This is a genomic window from Aquidulcibacter sp. (assembly GCF_020253525.1).
GTDB lineage: Bacteria > Pseudomonadota > Alphaproteobacteria > Caulobacterales > Aquidulcibacteraceae > Aquidulcibacter.
This window is the reverse complement of sequence record NZ_JADCBK010000025.1, coordinates 1-21,010: the sequence shown is the minus strand read 5'-3', so window position 1 is coordinate 21,010 and position 21,010 is coordinate 1. Positions and strand designations below refer to the sequence as shown.

The following is a 21,010-nucleotide window of genomic DNA, read 5'->3' as shown; positions in this document are numbered from 1 at the left end:
TGTTTCACCAAAATGGATCATCAAGGATGGCCGCGACATCTGGGTCGTCAAGTGTCCGTTTTCTTCGAAAACGGATCGCGTCGCGACGCAGCAAAGCTGCGCACTTGACTACCCAGATGTCGCAGAAACAATTTCGTTTGCGGTTTGGTGGACCAGAATGGGCACCAAAACGCGTCTAGACGAAAACCATCCAAGAAACCGTCATCCCCGCCGAAGCGTGAGCTTCGAGCGGGGACCCCGTGGGAGGTTGCGGCACAAGGTCCCCGACTGACTGATGCCATCAGGGATCACACCGCTTAAAGTCAGCAGGAAAGCACCCTAACCAACTGTCAAATCGCGATCGCGCAGCAGCGCTTCTACGCCCGGGGCCCGACCTCGGAAAGCGACATAATTTTCCATCGGGTCGGCTTGGCCACCGCTGGCAAAGATGAAGTCTTTCAGCTTCTTCGAGGTTACAGGATCATAGACATTTCCTGCTTCCACAAAGGCTTGGAAGGCGTCGCATTCCAGCACGGCCGCCCAAATATAGCTGTAATAGCCCGCCGCATAACCGCCTTCAAACGTGTGTTTGAAATAGCCGGGGCGATAGCGCACGACGATTTCGGGGATGGAGCCAATGCTGGAGAGGATTTCTTCTTCCCACGCATCCACATTGGTGGGCGCAGGGCCTTCGATCATGTGCATTTTCATATCCATGATGGCCGCCATCATGAATTCACTGGTCGCCCAGCCTTGGTTAAAGTTTTTCGCGGCAATGATTTTATCGACCAGCGCGCGGGGGATGACGTCGCCGGTTGCATGATGCTTGGCAAAGCGCGTCAAAATTTCTGGCGTTGTGACCCAATGTTCCATCAATTGGCTGGGGAATTCGACAAAGTCGCGCTTGACGTTGGTGCCAGACTGGCTGGGATAGGTCACATCCGACAGCATGCCGTGGAGCGCATGGCCAAATTCATGGAACAAGGTGGTGACATCATCGAGGCTCAACAGATTAGGCTGACCTGCTGGGGCCTTGGTATAGTTACACACATTGAACACAACAGGCTTAATATCGCCACTCAGGCGCTGTTGATCGCGGAAACTACTCATCCAAGCGCCAGATTGCTTGGTCTGGCGGGCAAAGAAATCGCCATACCACAAGGCCATGGGCTTACCCGCGGCATCGGACACTTCATAGACCACCACATCTGGATGCCAGGTCGGCACGCCCGTGATCTTTTTGAAGGAAATGCCAAACAAATGATTGGCGTGCCAATGGATGGCCTCAATCATATTGTTCAGTTCAAAATAGGGTTTGGTCTCAGATTCATCGACGTCAAACTTGGCCTTGCGGACTTTTTCGGCATAATGCCACCAATCCCAAGACTTGAGCGGACCTTCGAGGCCGTCGGCGGTCGCCAATTCTTGCAGCATGGCGCGTTCGCGCTTGGCAGTGGCGAGTGAAGCCTTCCAAACGCCCATCATCATATCCATCGCCGCTTCGGGCGTTTTGGCCATTTTGTTGTCGAGTTGGAAATGCGCGAAGGACTTAAAGCCCAAAAGCTTGGCCTTTTCATTGCGCAGATTGATGATTTCAGGGATCAAGGGGCGATTGTCATTCTTGCCGGCCGTGCCGCTTACCGCCATCCAGCCCTTTTGGACTGCTTCGCGCAAATCCCGCCGGGTCGACATGGTCAAGAAAGGCTCCAAGCTTGAACGCGACAGCGTGACCACGCCAAGCGCATCGATCTTGCGCTCTTTGGCCTCTGCTGCGGCTGCCGCGATGAAACTATCAGACAGGCCAGCAAGGTCGTCTTTGGTCTTTAGGGGCAAGGCAAAGCTTGATTGGCCGGCCAGTACATTCTGGCCAAACTGGACTTGCAGGGCAGACAGGCGCGCATCAATTTCGGCCACACGCTTTTTCTGTGCGGCATTGAGCAAGGCTCCGCTACGGACAAAGCCCGCATAAGTGTCTTCCAACAGCTTAGTTTGTGGCCCCGTTAGATTTTGCGCCGCACGGCTGTCATAGGCCGCTTTCACGCGAGCAAAAATCTTGGGGTCTTGATTGATGGCGCTCGCATGCGCCGACAATTTCTCTGACAGCTTGCCCTCAATCCTTTGCAGAGGGGGCGTGCTGAGCATGCCGGTCAGATTGTAAAAAACAGTCGTGGCACGGTTGAGATCTTGGCCAGCCTTTTCCATCGGGACGATCACGGTCTCAAAAGTCGCTGGGCCCTTGGCGGCAGAGATAACGTCAATTTCAGCCCGCCCCCGCGCCATACCGATGTCGATCGCGGGTTCAAAGTCGCTGGTCTTGATCTCCGCGAACGGCGGCACGCCCCAAGGCGTATCCCATTTTGCCAAAAGCGGGTTTACCCGCGCTGATGCTTTCGATTTTGCTTTTGCAGCCAAGGCTGCCGAGCCCGTAGTCAAAGTCAAAGTTGCGACACTCCCCGCCAAGAAATCCCTGCGTTCCGTCGTCTATATATCCCTTACCACACAAGAAACCACTGGGGTCCTTGCGCGTAGGGATGGTCTAAACTGTGCGCGGATGCACGCCCTGAATGCAATTATGACTGAAATTTAATCACGGAAACGTGATCGAGCCTTAGCCGCGCGCGAAAACCCGCAATTGGCCAGACTTTGGGTCTTGTGCCACGCAACGCTGGGCCGAGGTTGGGAGCTTGAGGCAAACAACCGGTGCATCGGCTTGGCGAATGGCCTCATAGGTTTCGCGGGTAAACTCGCTCCGCGTTGGGCTTTCTGTGCCCTCGGGCCAAGCTGGATAGGTCGATGATTTAATGGCATTGCCGGGAAGAAGCGTTGTTAGACGGTCGCGTATCTGCTCCGCACTGGCGGTTGCGGGAATGCCAAAGTCGCGGGCAGGGGCTTGAAGGGTATAAAGCGCGCGGCCTTCGCTGGTTTCCAAGGTAACGCGAATACTGCCCGACGAACATTCTGAGCCGGTCGCCATAATGGTCACGCGGTCGGGGGCTTTCCAGTTTCGAATGGCGATGGATTGGCTGACCTTAAGGTCGCATTGCGGCAGGGGGGCGCCTGCAGCCATTGCCGCATCCGATTCGGCGCGGGGGCCGATCCCATTAACCAAGGGGCCGGGCGTGGGGATCACCACTTCATTAGGCCCTGTTGTCGGCGGAACTGGCACGGGTGGCGGGGCAACAGCTGTTACACTCGGGTCCGTGGATAGAACGGCATCGGGGTCTGCCAATGGATTGTCGAGGCCCACAGGGCCCATAATGGCATTGGTTGGGGCACTTGCCAGAGGCTGGTTTGGCGACAACACAAATTTGCCGACCACAACGCCCAGTCCAAACGTTACGACCAAAGCTAAAGCCGCACCGGAAGCCACAATCAGTCGCACATCAAATCCCTTGTTTTGAAACGTGGTTAAGCGCTTTAGCGGTTGGTTGCGGCAGAAAATAGGCAAGAAACGCACAATTTCAGAGGAAACTGAGCCAGACTTGCCCTGCCCCTGCCGTAAGTCTTAACTAAGGAGCGGCTTAAGGGCGTTTGGGGCATTTTGAATTGCCCGCGTGGCCGCGCGATAGCCGGTTTCGACCGCAGCATCAAAGGCTTTCCAGTCGCGCAATTGGATGCCTGCCATATCGGGCACAATCAATAGATCAACCCGGTCACGCGATTTGGTTGGGTCCAAGGTCGCAGTAGCCGATCGCATCAGCAATTCGGCGATAGGCGGGGCGGCGTGAAAGCCGTGTCGGGTAATCCAGCTAAAAAACGATTCTGGTTTGCGAAATTCGTCGGGGTTGAGCGCCCGTTGCCGGGTGACATCGACCCCGATATTGGGCCCGCGATGCAGGTCGATCATGGAATTAATCGGGAAATTATCCAAAACCGCCCCATCCACCAAAATGTCATCGCCAGACACAACGGGGGGCAAAATACCCGGCAGCGCGATGGAGGCGCGCAGCGCGTCGCGCAACATGCCGCTGCGGTGCAGCTTGGGCATGCCCAAGGTTAAATTGGTTGACAGGCAATAGAAAGAGCGCGGCATGTCCTCAATCTGGATGTCGCCGAAGTTTTTGAGGAGCCTTTGGTCAACCTTGGACCCCGATGTCATGGCAACAACAGGCAAGACATAATCATTCAAGGGATTGTCGCGGACAAAACTGTCCCAAATGCGTCGCTCAATCTCGCCATCATCCCAGCCAAGCGCCACACAGGCCGCGATCACCCCGCCCATGGAGGTGCCGCCAACAAAGTCAAAGGAGATGCCAGTCTCGCGCAGCGCGCGGACCACGCCAATATGGGCATAAGCGCGCGCGCCACCGCCACCTAAGACCAAGCCAATGGAAGTACCCGACAGAATGCGTGCCAGCATCATGACGTCTTGGGGCTGGTCTTGCCGCCAATGGAACAAGCGCTGACTTTGGGCCGCAGCAGTCCAAGGTTTGGCGTATGAGCCTTTGACGTCGACCACCGAACGGTCCTGCGGCGCGATCAAAATGGTATCGACCAATTGGAATTGGCGGGCAGGGGAAGATCCTACTGGTAAGATCATCTCGGGCGGGGGCGTATCAGCCCGACCAAAGACCCAGAGCCTGTCGGCTTGGCGCAAACAAAGCTTGGCCCAGCCCCCATCGCCTAAATCGGCCGCCAACAGGACGATGTCGTTCCAGCTTTCAATCTCGTCAAACCAGGTCGCAGTTTGGGTGACCGCTTCGGGACCGACAACAATGGCGCGCTTGCCCAATTTGGCGAGCGCCTCTTTCAAGGCATGGGCGCGCTTTAAGATGTCGATGGAGGGCGAAGCGGCTAAAAGGCCGAATACGCGGGGGTCGGAGCGGGGATTGCGGCGGCGATTTTGTCGCGACCGAAACAGCATGGTCCGGGCCAGATTCTGCATCAATTGCGGGTGGCGACGGATCAGGCGGTTAAAGGCGGCGCGGTCTAGGGCTAAAAGCTCTGTATCGCGCAGGGCAAAGACAGAGGCGCTATGGGGCTCACCGGCGACAAGCGCCATTTCGCCAACGGGCTCGCCCTGGCGGATATGACCGATAAATTCATTGGTGCCGTCCGTCCCCCGGCGAAACGCGCCTAGAGAGCCTGAGCGGACAAACCAGAGTGTGTCGGCAGGCTCACTTTCCAGAAAGAGTGGCCAGCCGCCAGGCAGGGAATACCAAATGGCAGATTTTTCAACATCTTTGATCGCTGCCGGCCCAGCGTCACGCAAAAAGGGAATTGCGGCAAAATCAAAGGGGATCATTGGAAAGTGCCGCCATGAAACAAGTTCATCCTGTGCTTCATGGCGGCTCTCCTTCGTGGATTAGAATTTGTAGCGACCCATCAGGGTTACCATGGGCCAATAACGTGCTGCGTCTAATTCATCTACGATTTTTGCACTTTCAATCGCCAGGTCGGATTGAAAGGATGGATTGGACGCCAAAAGGCCGGTTGAGGTATATTCGACCTTCGGATCGCCTTGATAATAGACGCCGGCTTCAAGGGCGGTTTCAAGCGGCCCGACGTCAAATTTCAAACCAGCACCCAAGAAATAGGCAACATCATTAAAGGTCGCTTTGGTATTCAAGGTGCCGACTTGGGCTGGGGTATAAGAGGTATTGCCGATCACAACATTGCTTGCTGGGGTGGCAACCAAGTCAAACTGATTGTCATTGGCAAAGACGCCAGCCGTCAAATAAAACGGGACAACCGGCGGCCGGAAATCGGCTTGCAAGCCATAAGAGCCCAGTTTCAACGAGCCGTCATAGGCGATGCCATCAATGGTCTGATCATAGCCATAATCATAACCTTGGCCGACGCCGCGAATAACCACGGTTGGCAAGATCCGCACCCCGACTTCACCCCCGACGCCATTGCTTCCGCCGCGCAAGCCAACCCAAGCTGGCTCCATCGCAAAAGCACATACAGGCGAAAGAGCGCTCATCAAGGCAACAATAGAAACAGCTTTGGTGATGGTCTTCATAGGATTGTCCTCATTCGTTCTAAACACTGGTCGATGACGCGACGCCTCAAGACGGAACTGGCCTCACCAGCGGCATGCTGCACCGGCTCGATGTGAGCCTATGTCTATCGCATTGTGACAGAAGCCTGTTAAACGAGTGTCAACGCCCGCGACGGGGCGACATAATCTGTCTGTGGAGGGTCTTTTGAGCCGGTTGACCAGTCGAATCGATACATCTTCTGTGGCCTTTGCGCGCAATCACGAGAAGATGGCGGGCCTTGTTGCGCATTTGGTGCATCAAACCCGACAGGCAGCGCTTGGCGGCTCAGAAGAGGCGCGCCAACGCCATGAAAGTCGGGGTAAACTCTTGCCCCGTGCCCGGGTCGAGGCGCTGTTGGATCCTGGTAGTCCGTTTTTGGAATTATCGGCTCTAGCCGCCAATGGCCTTTATGGTGAGGATATTCCAGGCGCGGGCTTGATTACAGGGATTGGCCATGTCTGTGGGCGTCCGGCGATGATCGTTTGTAATGACCCGACCGTCAAAGGTGGCACCTATTATCCGATGACGGTGAAGAAGCATGTGCGCGCCCAAGAAGTGGCGATGGAAAACCGCTTGCCCTGCATCTATCTGGTCGATTCAGGCGGGGCCAATCTGCCCCATCAAGCAGAAGTGTTTCCCGACCGCGATAATTTCGGCCGCATCTTCTTTAACCAAGCCAATATGAGCGCGATGGGTCTTGCCCAAATCGCGGTTGTGATGGGCTCATGTACCGCGGGGGGCGCTTATGTTCCGGCGATGAGTGATGAGACCATCATTGTGCGCAAACAAGGCACCATCTTTCTGGGCGGCCCGCCTTTGGTGAAAGCCGCGACCGGAGAAACGGTGACAGCAGAAGAATTGGGTGGGGCTGATGTGCATGCCCGCAAGTCTGGCGTGGCCGATCATTATGCGGTGTCTGACGCCCATGCGTTAGAGCTGGCGCGTCACTGTGTGGCGACTTTGGACGATCCAGAGAGCCATATACGCCGCGTTGCACCACGCCCACCCTTGGAAGACGAAAGCGAACTTTACGGCATTATCCCTGATGACGTGCGCACCCCCTATGATGTGCGCGAAATCATCGCCCGCCTTGTCGATGGCTCGGAATTTCATGAGTTCAAAAAGCTTTATGGCGAAACGCTGGTAACCGGCTTTGCCCATATTGATGGATGGCCCGTGGCCATTATCGCCAATAATGGCGTTCTCTTCTCAGAAAGCGCGCAAAAGGGTGCGCATTTCATAGAACTCGCATGCCAACGCAAAATCCCGCTCCTCTTCTTGCAAAATATCTCGGGCTTTATGGTGGGTAAGGATTATGAGGCTGGCGGCATCGCCAAGGATGGCGCAAAAATGGTGACAGCGGTTGCCTGCGCCAATGTGCCAAAGCTGACGGTCGTGATTGGCGGCTCTTATGGTGCTGGCAATTATGCCATGTGCGGCCGCTCTTATTCGCCGCGCTTTTTATGGATGTGGCCGAATGCGCGCACCAGCGTGATGGGGGGTGAGCAGGCGGCAAGCGTTTTGGCGACCCTGCGCCGCGACAATATCGAATCCAAAGGCGGGGCTTGGTCTGCCGCGGAAGAAGAGGCCTTCAAAAGCCCCATCCGGCAAAAATATGAGGAAGAGGGCGATCCCTATTATTCGACCGCGCGTTTGTGGGATGATGGCATCATTGACCCCGCCCAAACCCGGCGCGTCGTCTCAATGTCATTAGCCAGCGTCGCTGGTGCCCCCATTGGGCCACCCCGCTTCGGCGTTTTCCGGATGTAAGAGGAGAGAGATCATCATGGCAGATATGGATCAAGGCGCCGACCCCGTTCTTTTACAAATCTCGCCCGATGGAACGGCGATGGTCACCCTCAATCGCCCGGAGAAGAAGAATGCGTTTGATGAAGCCACGATCGCTTCACTGATCGATATTTTTGAGACTTTACGCGTGTCGGACGGGGTTCGCCTCGTCATGATCAAGGGGGCAGGCACAACCTTTTGCGCGGGGGCAGACCTTGAATGGATGCAGCGCCAAGCCCGCCATGATGAAGAGGACAATGAGGCTGATGCTTTGGCCTTGGCCAAAATGCTACTGGCGTTGCATAGCCTGCCTCAACTGACGGTCGCTTTGGTGCAAGGCGGTGCTTTTGGTGGTGGAGCTGGCCTTGTGGCGGCGTGCGACTATGCGATTGCGGTTACAGGAACACGGTTTTGCTTTACCGAAGTCCGCCTTGGCCTGACGCCTGCCACGATTTCGCCCTATGTGGTTGAGGCCATTGGTGCCCGCCAAGCCCGTGCCCTTTTTGCCACCGCCATGCCCTTTGATGCAGAGCGCGCTTTGGCTTTGGGTCTGGTGCAAGAAGTGGCCTCTGACCTCGATGATTTGGCCAAGCGGGAGGAAAAACTCGCCGATCTCGCCTTCACAGCCGCACCCGAAGCGGTGCGCGAAGCCAAGCACTTGGTACGGGACGTGGCCGACAGACCCATCGACCTGCATCTTGCCCACGAGACGGCCAAACGCATTGCCAAACGGCGTGCCAGTGCCGAAGGCCAGGAAGGACTGGCCGCGTTTTTAGAAAAAAGACCACCCGCTTGGACACTTCGATCCTAAAAGGGCTTGACCACCTTCCATTGCCCAGACAAAGCTAAGCCTGTGGACAAGGGGCCTTTATGGACGGTGTGGTGGAACTTAACCTAGAAAATTCAGGCCCCTTGGCGGTTGATGCGCCGTCTGGCAGTGCCGGTAAGCACCAGCATGAACTGATTGGTACGGCGTGCAAGAATTGCGGAACCATTCTGACCGGCGATTATTGCCACGCCTGCGGCCAGTCGGCCCATGTCCACCGCTCATTCCTCCATGTCTTGGAAGAGGTGGTGCATGGGATCACGCACTTTGACTCCAAAACGTGGCGCTCGCTGCCCATGTTGGTGTTTCGCCCTGGCACGATGACGCGCAATTATGTGATGGGCCATCGTAGCCGCTATGTCCCGCCGTTTTCGATGTTTCTGGCTTCGGTTTTTGCGATGTTTTTGGCCTTTGCCATTGCAGGCGGCCCCGGATTTGTGAAGCAGAATGTCTCAACTCCCGCAGATCAGGCCAGTGCCGCCCGCGAGCGTATGGCCGATACGCTGAATGATTTGAAACTCGCCCGAAGCGAGCTCAAAACCGCGCGTGAGCAACTGGCAGTTGAACGCGCAAAGCCCTTAGCCCAGCAAGACCAAATAGACATTCAAACCGGCGAACAAGATGTGGCTGCCGCCGCTTCAGAGATCAAGGCACTGGTGTCGCGATATCGTGCGGCAGAGCGCGATCTTTCCGCCGCTTTGACCGCGGCCAAGGCCTTGCCGGAGACAGCCCAAACCACAGGCGGGCAACAAGATAACGCCATCCTCAGCAAGGGGCAGACTGACACTAAGGCCAAACAGCTTTCGGAATTGGAGGCAGAGCGGAAAGCCGCGCTTGAGGAGGGCGACAAGGTTAGCGTCGCTGCGACCGATACCGCGATTGCTTTGGTGAAGGCGATGCCAGAAGAGGCGGTTTCTGGGGAAGCGGTTTCTGGGCAGGCAAAAAGCGTCACGATCGAAGGGGAAGACCTTCAGTCATCGCTTGCAAAATTTTTGAAGGAAGAGGTTCATGTCAATACACCTTGGCAGACCTTGAATAAAAAAATCGAACATAAGCTCGAGAACCCAGACTTATTTTTGTATAAGCTTCAAAATACTGTCTATAAATTCTCGTTTTTACTGATCCCGATCAGTCTTCCCTTCATCTGGCTTCTGTTGTTCTGGAAGCGCGGTGTGACCTTATATGACCACGCTGTCTTTGCCCTTTATTCTCTGTCTTTCATGTCCTTTTTGTTCCTGGCTCTTGCCTTAAGTTCGCATTGGATAAGTTGGTCAGATCATGGCGGTTTGATCTTTTTGGTGGTCATCACCCATTTGTTTTTCCACTTCAAAGGGGCCTATGCATTGGGTTGGTTTGGCGCGGGCTGGCGCACAGCTGTATTTGGCTCCACCTTCGCCCCAATTGCCTTGGCCTTTTTCTTTTCCGCGATCATTGTGCTGGGGGCGGTAGGCTGATCACAGGGCTTGACCAAGGCACAGGCGTAGCCGATGGATACTTCCCAAAAAGGCAGAGGGCAGGTGCCTTACACCTGTTCTTTCGACCATTAGAAAGTCTGGGGACGCCGCGTGTTTAAAAGCTTGTTGATTGCCAATCGGGGCGAGATCGCTTGCCGTGTGATCAACACGGCTCGACGCTTGGGGATCAAAACCATTGCGGTTTATTCGGACGCTGATAAGGGCGCAAAACATGTCCGATCTGCCGATCATGCGGTGCGTCTTGGCCCTGCCGCCGCCAAGGATTCCTATCTGCGCGGCGATTTGATCCTGCAAGCCGCTGTGGAGTTCGGCGCTGAAGCGATCCATCCAGGCTACGGTTTTTTATCGGAAAATGCCGAATTCGCCGAAAGCTGTGCCGCGGCAGGAATCGCCTTTGTGGGCCCGCGCCCCGATGCCATTCGCGACATGGGCTTGAAAGATCGGGCTAAAGCCATTGCGGTTGAAGTCGGCGCACCTGTTTTGCCCGGCTATTGGGATTTGGACCAAGACCCAGAGCGTCTCAAAGCCGAGGCTGAAAAGATCGGCTTTCCCTTACTGATCAAGGCGGTTGCAGGTGGCGGTGGACGCGGGATCCGCGTGGTTGAGGATGGTGCTGCCTTTGGCCCAGCCCTTGATTCCGCCCGACGGGAAGCGGCGGCCTCTTTCGGGGATGACCGCGTGATGTTGGAACGTTTGGTTCTGCGACCACGCCACATCGAAGTACAGGTTTTTGGCGACCAGCATGGCAATTTGGTCCATTTGTTTGAACGCGATTGTTCAATCCAACGCCGCAGACAAAAGCTGATTGAAGAAGCCCCAGCGCCCGGCATGACGGACGCAGTACGTGCGAGCTTGACCGCGGCTGCCCTAAAAATCGCCAAAGCGGTGAATTATTCCAATGCGGGTACGGTTGAGTTTGTCGCCGATGGGACAGGCCCCTTACGCCCGGATGGCTTTTGGTTCCTCGAGATGAACACGCGGTTGCAGGTGGAGCATCCCGTGACCGAGGCCGTTTTGGGCTTAGACTTGGTAGAGTGGCAATTGCGGGTAGCGGCGGGGGAAAATCTGCCTCTGACCCAAGACCAAATCCAATTGAACGGGGCGGCGATAGAGGCCCGGATCGTTGCCGAAGACCCTGCCAAAGGATTTTTACCCTCATCGGGTGTGCTTGCGGGCCTGCCCGATGATGGCGCTATTCGCGTTGATTCTGGCTATGAGATTGGGGATATTTTTCCCGATGCCTATGACTCGCTGGTTGAAAAAGCCATTGCCCGTGGGGCAGACCGCGCGCAGGCCTTGACCCGCTTACAGGCCCATTTGGAAGCGCGGGTAGTGACTGGCATTTCAACCAATATTGGCTATTTAGCGCGCCTGTGTTCTCTGTCTTCCTTTGCCCAAGGCGGCGTCCATACTGGGCTGTTGGAGGATGAGGCTTCGGCCTTGTTGAAGCCTGATGGCTTGGCCGCACGCCGCTTAGGACTGGCCGCAATCGCGGTGCAAGTGGCCCGTGAGCTTGAAGTGCCAGAGGGGGCATCCCCCTTCCACGTGCCAGACGGATGGCGCCTCAATGCGCCCGCGCATCTGGCGGTTGGGTTCCAAGTTGAAGATCGGCGGGTTTCGGTCGACCTGCAGAGCGATGCAGTACAATTAAGCGCGGGCTTTAGCGGCGACCACGCCGTGGTGCCGCGCCGCCTGATCCATGCCTATGGCAAGGCAAAGGACTGGACGATTTTGATTGCCGAGAGTGCTGGCCCAAAGGCAGAAGCACGCGGCGATATCGCTGCAACCTTGTTCGTGGATCGCGCCGGGGCAAGCCTTGTCGAGCGCGGTGAGGTGTGGCGCTATCCTTATCCTGCAGCGGATGCGAGTGCCGATAGCTTGGAAGCCAGTGACGAGATCAAAGCACCCTTGCCCGGCAAGATTGCCATGCTCCACGCACAAGCCGGTCAGACCGTGAAAAAGGGCCAGGTTTTGGTGGTCTTAGAAGCCATGAAGATGGAGCATGCCCTAACCGCCAGCCGCGACGGGGTGATCGCAGAAACGCTTGTCCAAGAAGGTCGCCAAGTTAAGGCTGCCGACGTTTTAATCCGTTTGGTCGCTCAAGAGGCGGTGCCTTGAACGGGGCGCTCGTAACGGTTTTGATGGCCGCCGCGGGGACCGCGTTATTGGCCTATATTGGGTTCCGCTTGGGCCTAAGTGTGGATCGCCGCTTTAAGAACGGCGATGAAGTTCAAGATGCGGTCCGCGCTTATTCTGGGCTTAGCGGCGATTTCACGATTTTGATGTCCCGCAACCAACGCGCTGCTGTGGCCTATGGGCCTGACCAGACCGGCTATGTCGCCATCGTTTTAGGCGATAAACTTCTGGTGCGCAGCTTGGATCAGGCGAAAATCATGGTGATCGCCGAAGATCGCCTCTATGTCTCTTTCCCAGATTTTGGCTTTGAACCAGTCCATATCCACGCCGACCCGAGCGCTATTCAACAGGCTCTAACCAGCCTAGGACGAGGTGTTTCCCCATGACGCTACCCGATCCTGTCACCTGGGCCATCCCGCTGTTTGGGGTTTTGGTTGTCGCCGAAATGTTGCGTGCACGCCACCACGGCGATGTCACTTATGAAGCCAAGGATGCCGCGGCCAGCATGACCATGGGCTTTGGCAATACACTTGCTAAGCTTCTGACAGGTGGGATTGCCGTTTCAGTAATCGCCTTTGTGCATCAATATCGCCTGTTTGATATTGGCTATGCCGCTTGGGCCTTTGTGGTTTGCTTCCTTTTGGAAGATTTGTCCTATTATTGGTTCCATCGCATCAGCCATGAACGGCGTTGGTTTTGGGCCAGCCATGTCGTCCATCACACGTCACAGCACTATAATTTGTCGACCGCACTGCGCCAGACGTGGACCGGCTCGATTGGTGCCACCTTTATCTTTTGGTTGCCCATGGCGTGGATCGGTTTTCCCCCAGCTATGATTGCCTTTTTCTCGGGCCTTAGTCTTGTCTATCAATTCTGGATCCATACCGAAGCGATTGACCGTATGGGACCATTGGAATGGGTGTTGAATACGCCCAGCCACCACCGCGTCCACCATGCTACCAACCCGCGCTATCTTGACTCCAATTATGCCGGGGTCCTGATCATTTGGGACCGGATGTTTGGGACTTTTGTCGAAGAAACCAAGGCCGATAAGCCGATTTATGGCGTGGTTTCCAACATCCACACCTTCAACCCGTTTCGCATCGCCTTTCATGAGTGGGTCGGCATGGTGCGCGATGTGCTCCAGGCCAAAACCTGGCGAGACCGCCTGAATTTCGCCTTTGGTCCACCCGGATGGAGCCCGGATGGGTCGAGGCCTACCAGCGCGACTTTAAAGGCGGCGTGGCGGGCCAAACAGGGGGAACAAAATCCCTGATTCAAGGCCCTGTTCTTCAGACCGAATTGGCATAAATGCTGGCTTATGGCACTTCACATCATCAAACTCTGCGTTGGCGCGCACACCATCCAAGATTTGACCGACTGGCATGACCATCAGGCCTTTACGCGCCTAAGCCTTGGCCTCGACCCGCGCCCAGTGTGTGACACACGCATGTCGCCCAAGCGGCGCGATGAAGTCCTCAATGGCGGCTCACTTTATTGGGTGATTAAAGGGCAAATCCTGGTGCGTCAGGAAATCGAAGATATCGTGACGCTCGAGGAAGCAGATGGGCGCTCGCGCTGTGAAATTGTCTTGAAGCATTTCCATGTTCAAACCGCGCCCCAGCGTCGCGCGGCTTTCCAAGGCTGGCGCTATTTATTGCCAAAAGACGCCCCGCCTGATTTAACCCAAGTGTCGGGCGGGGAAGATTTGCCTGAGCCTTTACGCAAGGAATTGCTCGATTTGGGCGCGTGGTAGCCTCAGTCCAGTCCGCGATTGTCGATCAGGCGGGTTTTGCCCAGCCAAGCTGCCGCCAAAATGCGGGCAGGGTCACCGGGTTGCCAAGGCTCCAACGTCTGGCTGTGGCAGGCTTCGAGATAATCGATTGACTGAAAGCCAGATGCGATCAGCTTCGTCTTTGCCTGATCAATGACACTGGCCACGGTTTCTGGCGCGCGCGTGATGGCGCTGGCCACCTGATCCAGCGCCTGTTTCAGCGTAGGCGCAATCGCGCGTTCTGCCGCTGAGAGATAGGCATTGCGCGAGGAGAGGGCGAGGCCATCGGCTTCGCGATGGGTGGGGGCGGGCAAAATCTCAACGCCCAAGTCCAAATCCCGCACCATGGTGGAAATGACTTGTAATTGCTGCCAATCCTTCTCGCCAAAGACCGCGACATCGGGATCGACTTGTAAGAAAAGCTTGGCAACAACCGTGGCGACACCGCCAAAGAAGTGGGGACGAAATGCCCCTTCTAATCGTGCCGCGACAGCGCCGGGCACCACCCGGGTCTGAAAGCCCTCTGGGTACAGTTCTTGGACTTGGGGGGCATAGAGGCCATCGCAGCCAATGGCTTGGAGTTGGGCGATATCGGCGGCCTCTTGGCGGGGGTAGCGCGCCAAATCTTCATGCGGCGCAAATTGCGTGGGATTGACGAAAATCGAGGCGATCACGACATCGGCGGCGGCCTTGGCTTGCTCGATTAAGGCCAAATGCCCCGCATGCAGCGCCCCCATCGTGGGGACAAGGGCGATCTTTTTGCCGTCCCGTCGCCAGTTGGAGACTAAAGCACGCAAGTCCGCTCGGGTGCGCACAATCGACAAGGACGACATGACTCTCTCCAAAACAATGACTTAACGACGATTTCGGGCCTGCAGCTTCCAAGAGCAGCGTGAAGCCGCCTTAAAGCCCTCTTTACCACGTCGCGCTAGGGTTTTTGACATGAACCAATCTTATCGCGCTTTGACCTTATCATCCGCTGCCCAGATTTGTGGGGTGTTTGCCGCCTTTTGTCTGGGGACGAGCGCGCTTGCTCAGTCGGCCGGGGCATTGGCAACAAGCCCCTATGTGCCGCTAACTTCGGTTTCAAAGCCTGCCCCACAGGCTGGGGCAGACGGGTGCGTGTGTGCAGCACCTAAGCCCGCAAAGGCCGCTGAACCTGCCGCTAAACTGGCCAAGCCAACACCAGCGCCTACATCGGCCGCGAGTGGTCCAATTCTTCCCATTGTGATGTTCCGCGGCACCCCGGCACCTCCCTTGCCCAAGCCGGCCTTTGTATCGATGCAGCCCGTGCCACTGGCCCTGCCGCCAGAAGCACCCCCAGCCAGCGTGCCCGCGCCAACCCCGCCAATGGCGCAACCGATTGCTGCACCCGCTGTTCCTCCCGCTGCTCCGCCCGCAGCAAAGCCCATGACGCAGGCCAAGCGCGAGAAACCTGCAGGGCCCTTCAAACGTATCTGGCGCGACACCAAAAAATCTGTGGTGACCGATATCCCAGAGGCCTTGGCCGATTCCTTGCCTTGGGTAGACCGGGGCGACAAGGATGAGCCGATTGAACAGGTCTTGGCGCGCGTGTCGGCAGATTTAAGCCGCGCTTCGGCCAATGATCCTGAGTGGGTCAATCCTGCGGAAAGCGAATTGCGGGAATTGTCCAAACGTCTTTCCACCTTGGCAGAGCCTGCGGCTGACCCCACACCCAGCCCCATGGCAGCCCCGCGCGTCGAAGTCGATGCGGCAGGCCGGCCTTTCCGTCCCAGACCAATTTGGCCCGGCGCTTCTGGCAGGCCGGAAGCCCAATCGCGCCCGACTGCACTTGTAACGGGCAGCAGCCTTCAGCAAGGCCCAGAAGCCCTTGGCCAACGTCTTCCCCCACCAACCGATTGGGTTGAGGAAGAAGAAAAGGGGCCAAAGCCACCGCCCCAGCAAGTCATCGCCAAGCGGGCAAAGCGGCCGACAAAATAGTCCACAAGTTTTAGGCGTTTGGCTGCTGCGCTTGCCAATTGGCAAGGCCTGCGAAACTCGCGAAAACACCCCCATGTCTGGGTCCTGCAGAATAGGGCGTCACGACGGGGAGTTAGGGTTTTGGGTCACGTCATTGTCGTGGGAAATGAAAAGGGCGGGGCAGGCAAGTCGACCTTGTCGGTTCATATTGCCGTGGCTTGCGCCATCTCGGGGTTGAAGGTTGCCGCCCTTGATCTCGATCGCCGCCAGCGCACTTTTGAGCGCTATTTCGAAAACCGGGCGCGCTGGTCCAAATCCAATGACGCAGACCTTCCCACACCCGACTTCTTCTTTTTGACCAAAGCCGCTGCTGAGCGGCGCGATCAGGCTGAAGCGGAAGAAATTGCGGCCACCCAAGCCTTGATCGCGCAGATGCGGGCGAGCCATGATATTGTGATCGTCGATGCGCCGGGTGCTGATACGCCAGCCTCGCGCGCAGCCCATGCCTGTGCGGACACGTTGGTTACGCCCTTGAACGACAGCTTTATCGATTTCGACTTGCTGGCTGAAATCGACCCGGTCACGGGCGATGTGGGCAAGCCCAGCGTCTATGCCGAAATGGTATGGGAGGCGCGGAAGCTTAAGGCTGCGGCTAAAGGTAAGCCAATTGATTGGGTTTTGATGCGCAATCGCTTGTCGCCGCTTGATGCGAAAAATAAGCGCCGTGTTGGCGATGCCTTGGCGGCTTTGGCCCAACGCATTGGCTTCCGCGTAGCACCGGGCTTGTCTGAGCGGGTGATTTATCGGGAAATGTTTACCGCGGGCCTGACGCTTTTAGACCTCACCGATGAAGGGGCTTCTGCCTCCTTCACCCTCAGCCATGTGGCCGCGCGTCAAGAGTTGCGCGATCTGATGTTGGCCCTCAAGCTGCCAAAGATTGAGGGCCAATCCGCAATTGGTTTCTGATCTGCCTTACGGCATGGGTGCCCCGCGCGAGGCCACCAAAATTTGATACCATTCGTTTGGCGTCAAACGGATTTTGGCCACTTCGCGGGTCTCTAGAATACGCGCTGGATTTTGTGTGCCGACCAAAGCAATCGGCTGGCTTGGATGGGCAGCCACCCATGCGTAAGCCACCGACGTGCGCGAGACCCCATGCGTTGCAGCAACAGTGTCGAGGGCTGCGATCACCGCTTTGGTGCGGGCATCATCGCCATCCTTGGCCAAGCGGCCACCGCCCAAAGGCGACCACGCCAAAACCGATGCGCCAATCTCCATCGCAAGATCCAACGTCCCGTCGGTCATGGCATCAAGCGCGAGGGGCGAGAATTCAGGCTGGAACGACACGATATCGGTGTTGAGGTGGGCAGCTAATGCGCGGGTTTGCGCCACGGTGTAATTGGAAATGCCGAAGGTGCGGATTTTGCCGGCTTGGATCAGATGATCCACCGCGCGGGCGATTTCAGCGGGATGGGTCAAAAGGTCTGGGCGATGAATTTGCCACAGATCGAGATAGTCGCACTTGAGGCGGCGCAGCGAGGCTTCACATGCTTTGACCAGATAGTCATAGCTCGAATTATAGGGGGTGGGCGGGATAATGCCGCCCTTGCTTGCCAGAACCATTTTTGAGCGCAAGTCAGGGGCTTGCTTGAAAACCTCACCCAAAAGCGCCTCGGCATCCCCAAAGCCCACTTGTGGGTTTTTGAAGCCGTAAATGTCGGCGGTGTCGAAAAAATTGATCCCCGCTTCAAAGACCGATTCCACAAGTTTTTGCGCGGCCTTCACCTCAATGCCAGCAAAACGCCACATGCCCCAGCCGAGGCTCGTAATCATCAAATCGCTTTTTCCAAGGCGGCGCAGATGGGTTGGATCGATGGAGGACATGAACTCTTTTTCTTTCTGGTGAAGCGGAAAGGATAGGGTGGGTGTTCTAGCCCAACTTGCAACAGGCTCGCTAGCCATGCCATGTCTTGGGCTGCATAAGGGGACGTGCGCACACGCGCCATAAAGGGGAGGTTTTCGATGCGCAAACGATGGATTTGGCTTGCAGCACTTGCGATTCCTCTGGTGGCAGTGATGGCTTGGCCAGCGCCCCCCCCTGTTAGCCACCCTTATTTTGCTGATCTTCGGCCAGGCGCGGTGGAAAACATCGCCCATGGGGGTGGCCAAGGCCACGCACCGCCTGACACGCTGGAAGCCCTAAAGCTTGCCGATGCGATGGGAGCCGATGTGCTTGAGATCGATCTGCAACTGACCAAGGATGGCGTCTTGGTCTTGCATCATGACGACACGTTAGACCGTATTACCGACATGAAGGGCCCGATTGCGGCCAAGACCTGGGCAGAGTTGCAACAGGCTGATTCTGGCTATCATACCGTCATCAATGGCCAGTCCTTTCGGGGCAAAGGCATTAAGATCGCCCGTCTGGAACAGGCGTTTCAGCAATTTCCGGGTCGGCGCTGGGTCATTGAAATCAAGAATGACAATGAAGCAGCCAGTACCCGCCTCTGCCAATTGATCAGCCAGTTTGACGAAACCAATCGCGTGATTGTGGCCTCGTTTCATGATGGGGCGATGAAAACCTTCCGTAAGGCGTGCCCGAAAGTTGCCACGGCATATTCGACAGGCGAGGTCCGTCTTTTTTTAATCGCCTCTCACTTGCGCCTCTCGCGCTTTGTTCATTCGCCCGGTGTAGCCCTCCAGATACCCACCCATGCAGCGGGCTTTGATCTGACCAATCGCCATTTTGTTGAGACGGCCAAGGCACGCGGGATCAAAGTCCAATATTGGACGATTAATGATCCCCAAGAGATGCGCATGCTGATTGAAGCCAATGCGGATGGCATCATGACCGATTATGTGGATCGCTTTCAAAAGGCTTGGGCTTCTCCGCGCCCTTAGACATAGGTCGCACTTGTGCTACCGACGGCCTGTGACACGCAATTTAGGGATAAATCTTGATGGGAAAGACTGCCCTTATCACCCATATGGCCTGTTTTGAGCACCGCCCGCCCGCGGGCCATCCTGAATCGCCCGAGCGTTTGCGCGTTGTGCTGGAAGCTTTAAATGAGACCGCTTGCCCCGATCTGATCCGCGTTCAAGCGCCGCTTGGACAGATTGAAGATATTGCACGGGTACATCCCTTGGCCCGTATTGAGGAAATCATCGGCCTGGAACCCGCAGCAGGCGCCCGCAGCCATCAGCTTGATCCAGATACCTATGTGTCGGCTGGCTCGATTGAGGCAGCCCAGCGCGGCGTAGGTGCCGTGATTGCCGGGGTAGATGGGCTGATGAAGGGGGCGTTTGATCGGGCCTTTTGTGCGACGAGGCCCCCTGGCCATCACGCCGAAGCAGCGACACCCATGGGCTTTTGCATTTGGAATTCCGCCGCCATTGCGGCCCTTTATGCGCGCGAAACTTACGGCCTAAAGCGGGTAGCACTTGTGGATTTCGATGTTCATCACGGCAATGGCAGCCAAGAATTGGCCGAGCGCGACCCAGACTTTTTCTATGCCTCAATCCATCAAGGCGGCATCTATCCAGGCTCTGGCTTTGCTGACGAGCGCGCCGCGGGTAATCTGGTCAATGTCCCAGTCCCGGCTGCCACGGCCAGTGCGGATTGGCGGGCTGCTGTGGAAAGCCAAATCTTGCCTGCTTTGGTCGATTTTGAGCCAGAAATCCTGATCGTATCGGCCGGTTTTGATGGGCATCGCCTTGACCCCTTAGCAGGCCTAAACCTTGAAACAGATGATTATCGCTGGATCACTGAACGATTACTGGACGTTTCACAGGGAAAACTTGTATCGACTCTTGAGGGCGGCTACCACTTGCAGGCATTAGCTGCATCTGTTTTGGCGCATGTGCAGACTTTACAAACTTACAAACCACGCTCTGGGGGCGGATTAGCGGGTGTTTGAAACCAAATTGGATGATCTCGGATCACAGGCCGATTCGCGCGTGGCCCCACGCCCTGCGCCGCCTGTGGCATCGAGTGATACGCCGATGATCGTGATTGCGCGTCATGGAAGGCCCGCACTCAATCGGCACATCTGGATCAATGCGGACCAATATCTTGATTGGTGGGCGCAATATGATGCCGGTGGCTTGGCCGAAGGCCAAATCGTGCCCAACGGCCTGATCCAAGCCTTGCAGGCGTGTAAAACGATTGTCTCCTCTACCCTGCGTCGCGCCTTAGAGACGGCCGCGATGGCAGCACCGGGGCGCGAACTGATTGTCGATCCCTTATTTGTTGAGGCACCCCTGCCACCGCCAGCCTTGCCCGACTTTATTCTGTTTCGCCCGCGATTTTGGGGCGTGATCTCGCGCATCACTTGGTTCTTTGGCAATCATCGCGGCCAAGAAAGCCGCCAAGAGGCAGAGCTTCGTGCTCAACGGGCCGCTGAATGGTTGATCGCAGAAGCCGAGAAATCCGGCAGTGTTGGGCTCTTGGCCCATGGCTGGTTTAACCGGATGATGCGGCCGCATTTATTGGCCCGGGGGTGGGTTTGTGTCTATGACGGTCGCGACTCCCACTGGTCGCACCGCGTCTATCGACCCAAGCCGCATTAAATCCTCTTGCCTCGTTGCCCATAAGCGTCGCACAGTCTAGGAAGAAATCGATAGAGGGATGTCGTAATGTCGGTTGAACCAGAATCCATGCAGGCAGCGATTGCAGACTTGAGTTTTGAGGCTGCGCTGGAGGAACTTGAGTCCCTCGTGGCGAAACTGGAATCCGGTCAGGCAAGCTTGGAGGAATCTATCAGCCTCTATGAGCGCGGGGCACTTCTCAAGGCCCATTGCGAAGATCGCCTGAAACGTGCCCAGATGCGGGTTGATCAGATTGTTGAAAGCCCACAAGGTGTTAGCCTTGAAGCTGCACGCATAGGATAAGGTCTAAGGGCATGGACCTGGCGGTCGATCTCGAAAAGCGTCTCGAAGAAACAGCTGATCGCATCACGGTCGCTTTAGACACGTTGATTCCGCGTGTTCAAGGCCCAGAAGCCCGCTTGATGAGCGCCATGCGCTATGCGGCTTTGGGGGGTGGCAAGCGGCTGCGTCCCTTCTTGGTGTTGGAAACAGGCAGGCTATTTGGCGTTGATGAACGGTG

General features: G+C 56.5%; 19 protein-coding genes and 1 pseudogene. 14 read left to right on the top strand and 6 right to left on the bottom strand.

The window, feature by feature from the left end; all coding sequences use genetic code 11:
* Positions 1-318 precede the first annotated feature (318 nt).
* From IOB61_RS03400 to IOB61_RS03385, 4 genes are all read right to left on the bottom strand, one after another.
* Entirely contained in the window at positions 319-2,418 is a 2,100-nt protein-coding gene (locus tag IOB61_RS03400) for a M3 family metallopeptidase (RefSeq protein ID WP_290812178.1), read from the bottom strand.
* Between the two features lie 169 nt (positions 2,419-2,587).
* The gene (locus tag IOB61_RS03395) at positions 2,588-3,361 is read right to left on the bottom strand and encodes a hypothetical protein (protein WP_290812175.1); all 774 of its coding nucleotides are present in this window, start codon (positions 3,359-3,361) and stop codon (positions 2,588-2,590) included.
* Positions 3,362-3,484: 123 nt separating this feature from the next.
* Positions 3,485-5,224 carry a patatin-like phospholipase family protein gene (locus IOB61_RS03390; RefSeq protein ID WP_290812172.1) on the bottom strand — a complete coding sequence of 580 codons (1,740 nt, stop codon included), beginning with the start codon at positions 5,222-5,224 and terminating at the stop codon, positions 3,485-3,487.
* Between the two features lie 60 nt (positions 5,225-5,284).
* The gene (locus tag IOB61_RS03385) at positions 5,285-5,944 is read right to left on the bottom strand and encodes a hypothetical protein (RefSeq protein ID WP_290812169.1); all 660 of its coding nucleotides are present in this window, start codon (positions 5,942-5,944) and stop codon (positions 5,285-5,287) included.
* Between the two features lie 247 nt (positions 5,945-6,191).
* On the opposite strand from IOB61_RS03385, the gene IOB61_RS03380 reads away from it, so the two are divergent.
* The 7 genes from IOB61_RS03380 to IOB61_RS03350 all read left to right on the top strand — a co-directional run bounded on the left by IOB61_RS03380 (position 6,192) and on the right by IOB61_RS03350 (position 13,944).
* Entirely contained in the window at positions 6,192-7,733 is a 1,542-nt protein-coding gene (locus IOB61_RS03380; protein WP_367272799.1) for a carboxyl transferase domain-containing protein, read from the top strand.
* A gap of 16 nt (positions 7,734-7,749) precedes the next feature.
* On the top strand, positions 7,750-8,562 hold the full coding sequence (locus IOB61_RS03375; RefSeq protein ID WP_290812163.1) for an enoyl-CoA hydratase-related protein: 813 nt from the start codon (positions 7,750-7,752) through the stop codon (positions 8,560-8,562).
* Between the two features lie 59 nt (positions 8,563-8,621).
* The gene (locus IOB61_RS03370) at positions 8,622-10,031 is read left to right on the top strand and encodes a DUF3667 domain-containing protein (RefSeq protein ID WP_290812160.1); all 1,410 of its coding nucleotides are present in this window, start codon (positions 8,622-8,624) and stop codon (positions 10,029-10,031) included.
* Between the two features lie 111 nt (positions 10,032-10,142).
* Complete coding sequence (locus IOB61_RS03365) at positions 10,143-12,170, top strand: biotin carboxylase N-terminal domain-containing protein (protein ID WP_290812157.1); 2,028 nt, start codon at positions 10,143-10,145, stop codon at positions 12,168-12,170.
* Positions 12,167-12,574 carry a hypothetical protein gene (locus IOB61_RS03360; RefSeq protein ID WP_290812154.1) on the top strand — a complete coding sequence of 136 codons (408 nt, stop codon included), beginning with the start codon at positions 12,167-12,169 and terminating at the stop codon, positions 12,572-12,574. Before IOB61_RS03365 ends, IOB61_RS03360 begins: the two co-directional genes overlap by 4 nt.
* A complete protein-coding gene (locus IOB61_RS03355) occupies positions 12,571-13,464 on the top strand; it encodes a sterol desaturase family protein (protein WP_290812151.1) in 894 nt (297 codons plus the stop codon). Before IOB61_RS03360 ends, IOB61_RS03355 begins: the two co-directional genes overlap by 4 nt.
* Before the next feature lie 45 nt (positions 13,465-13,509).
* The gene (locus tag IOB61_RS03350; RefSeq protein ID WP_290812148.1) at positions 13,510-13,944 is read left to right on the top strand and encodes a DUF1489 family protein; all 435 of its coding nucleotides are present in this window, start codon (positions 13,510-13,512) and stop codon (positions 13,942-13,944) included.
* Between the two features lie 2 nt (positions 13,945-13,946).
* Here IOB61_RS03350 and panC read toward each other — a convergent pair whose 3' ends face one another.
* The gene (gene panC, locus IOB61_RS03345) at positions 13,947-14,795 is read right to left on the bottom strand and encodes a pantoate--beta-alanine ligase (RefSeq protein WP_290812145.1); all 849 of its coding nucleotides are present in this window, start codon (positions 14,793-14,795) and stop codon (positions 13,947-13,949) included.
* Positions 14,796-14,904: 109 nt separating this feature from the next.
* Between panC and IOB61_RS03340 the strand changes: the two genes are divergently transcribed.
* Together IOB61_RS03340 and IOB61_RS03335 are read left to right on the top strand one after the other, a co-directional pair.
* Positions 14,905-15,924: a hypothetical protein gene (locus IOB61_RS03340; RefSeq protein WP_290812142.1), complete on the top strand. Its 1,020-nt coding sequence runs from the start codon at positions 14,905-14,907 to the stop codon at positions 15,922-15,924.
* 120 nt (positions 15,925-16,044) lie between these two features.
* Entirely contained in the window at positions 16,045-16,869 is an 825-nt protein-coding gene (locus tag IOB61_RS03335) for a division plane positioning ATPase MipZ (RefSeq protein ID WP_290812139.1), read from the top strand.
* 6 nt (positions 16,870-16,875) lie between these two features.
* Here IOB61_RS03335 and IOB61_RS03330 read toward each other — a convergent pair whose 3' ends face one another.
* Complete coding sequence (locus IOB61_RS03330) at positions 16,876-17,787, bottom strand: aldo/keto reductase (RefSeq protein ID WP_290812137.1); 912 nt, start codon at positions 17,785-17,787, stop codon at positions 16,876-16,878.
* A 138-nt stretch (positions 17,788-17,925) separates the two neighbouring features.
* Between IOB61_RS03330 and IOB61_RS03325 the strand changes: the two genes are divergently transcribed.
* The 5 genes and pseudogenes from IOB61_RS03325 to IOB61_RS03305 form a co-directional block, all read left to right on the top strand.
* Positions 17,926-18,804 (top strand): glycerophosphodiester phosphodiesterase, encoded by an 879-nt coding sequence (locus IOB61_RS03325; protein WP_290812134.1) that lies wholly within the window; start codon positions 17,926-17,928, stop codon positions 18,802-18,804.
* Between the two features lie 59 nt (positions 18,805-18,863).
* Complete coding sequence (locus tag IOB61_RS03320; protein ID WP_290812131.1) at positions 18,864-19,820, top strand: histone deacetylase family protein; 957 nt, start codon at positions 18,864-18,866, stop codon at positions 19,818-19,820.
* Complete coding sequence (locus IOB61_RS03315) at positions 19,813-20,472, top strand: histidine phosphatase family protein (protein WP_290812128.1); 660 nt, start codon at positions 19,813-19,815, stop codon at positions 20,470-20,472. The genes IOB61_RS03320 and IOB61_RS03315 overlap by 8 nt, the downstream gene beginning before the upstream one ends.
* Positions 20,473-20,538: 66 nt before the next feature.
* A complete protein-coding gene (locus IOB61_RS03310) occupies positions 20,539-20,793 on the top strand; it encodes an exodeoxyribonuclease VII small subunit (RefSeq protein ID WP_290812125.1) in 255 nt (84 codons plus the stop codon).
* An 11-nt stretch (positions 20,794-20,804) separates the two neighbouring features.
* Positions 20,805-21,010: pseudogene (locus IOB61_RS03305) on the top strand (polyprenyl synthetase family protein); the annotation flags it as partial.

What these genes read in the sequence shown, in the direction of transcription:
- IOB61_RS03325 (WP_290812134.1), top strand. Translation starts at nt 17,926, where the DNA reads ATGCGCAAACGATGGATTTGGCTTGCAGCACTTGCGATTCCTCTGGTG.
- IOB61_RS03375 (WP_290812163.1), top strand. Translation starts at nt 7,750, where the DNA reads ATGGCAGATATGGATCAAGGCGCCGACCCCGTTCTTTTACAAATCTCG.
- IOB61_RS03370 (WP_290812160.1), top strand. Translation starts at nt 8,622, where the DNA reads ATGGACGGTGTGGTGGAACTTAACCTAGAAAATTCAGGCCCCTTGGCG.
- IOB61_RS03350 (WP_290812148.1), top strand. Translation starts at nt 13,510, where the DNA reads ATGGCACTTCACATCATCAAACTCTGCGTTGGCGCGCACACCATCCAA.
- IOB61_RS03390 (WP_290812172.1), bottom strand. Translation starts at nt 5,224, where the DNA reads ATGATCCCCTTTGATTTTGCCGCAATTCCCTTTTTGCGTGACGCTGGG.
- IOB61_RS03320 (WP_290812131.1), top strand. Translation starts at nt 18,864, where the DNA reads ATGGGAAAGACTGCCCTTATCACCCATATGGCCTGTTTTGAGCACCGC.
- IOB61_RS03380 (WP_367272799.1), top strand. Translation starts at nt 6,192, where the DNA reads ATGGCGGGCCTTGTTGCGCATTTGGTGCATCAAACCCGACAGGCAGCG.
- IOB61_RS03385 (WP_290812169.1), bottom strand. Translation starts at nt 5,944, where the DNA reads ATGAAGACCATCACCAAAGCTGTTTCTATTGTTGCCTTGATGAGCGCT.
- panC (WP_290812145.1), bottom strand. Translation starts at nt 14,795, where the DNA reads ATGTCGTCCTTGTCGATTGTGCGCACCCGAGCGGACTTGCGTGCTTTA.
- IOB61_RS03310 (WP_290812125.1), top strand. Translation starts at nt 20,539, where the DNA reads ATGTCGGTTGAACCAGAATCCATGCAGGCAGCGATTGCAGACTTGAGT.
- IOB61_RS03330 (WP_290812137.1), bottom strand. Translation starts at nt 17,787, where the DNA reads ATGTCCTCCATCGATCCAACCCATCTGCGCCGCCTTGGAAAAAGCGAT.
- IOB61_RS03355 (WP_290812151.1), top strand. Translation starts at nt 12,571, where the DNA reads ATGACGCTACCCGATCCTGTCACCTGGGCCATCCCGCTGTTTGGGGTT.
- IOB61_RS03340 (WP_290812142.1), top strand. Translation starts at nt 14,905, where the DNA reads ATGAACCAATCTTATCGCGCTTTGACCTTATCATCCGCTGCCCAGATT.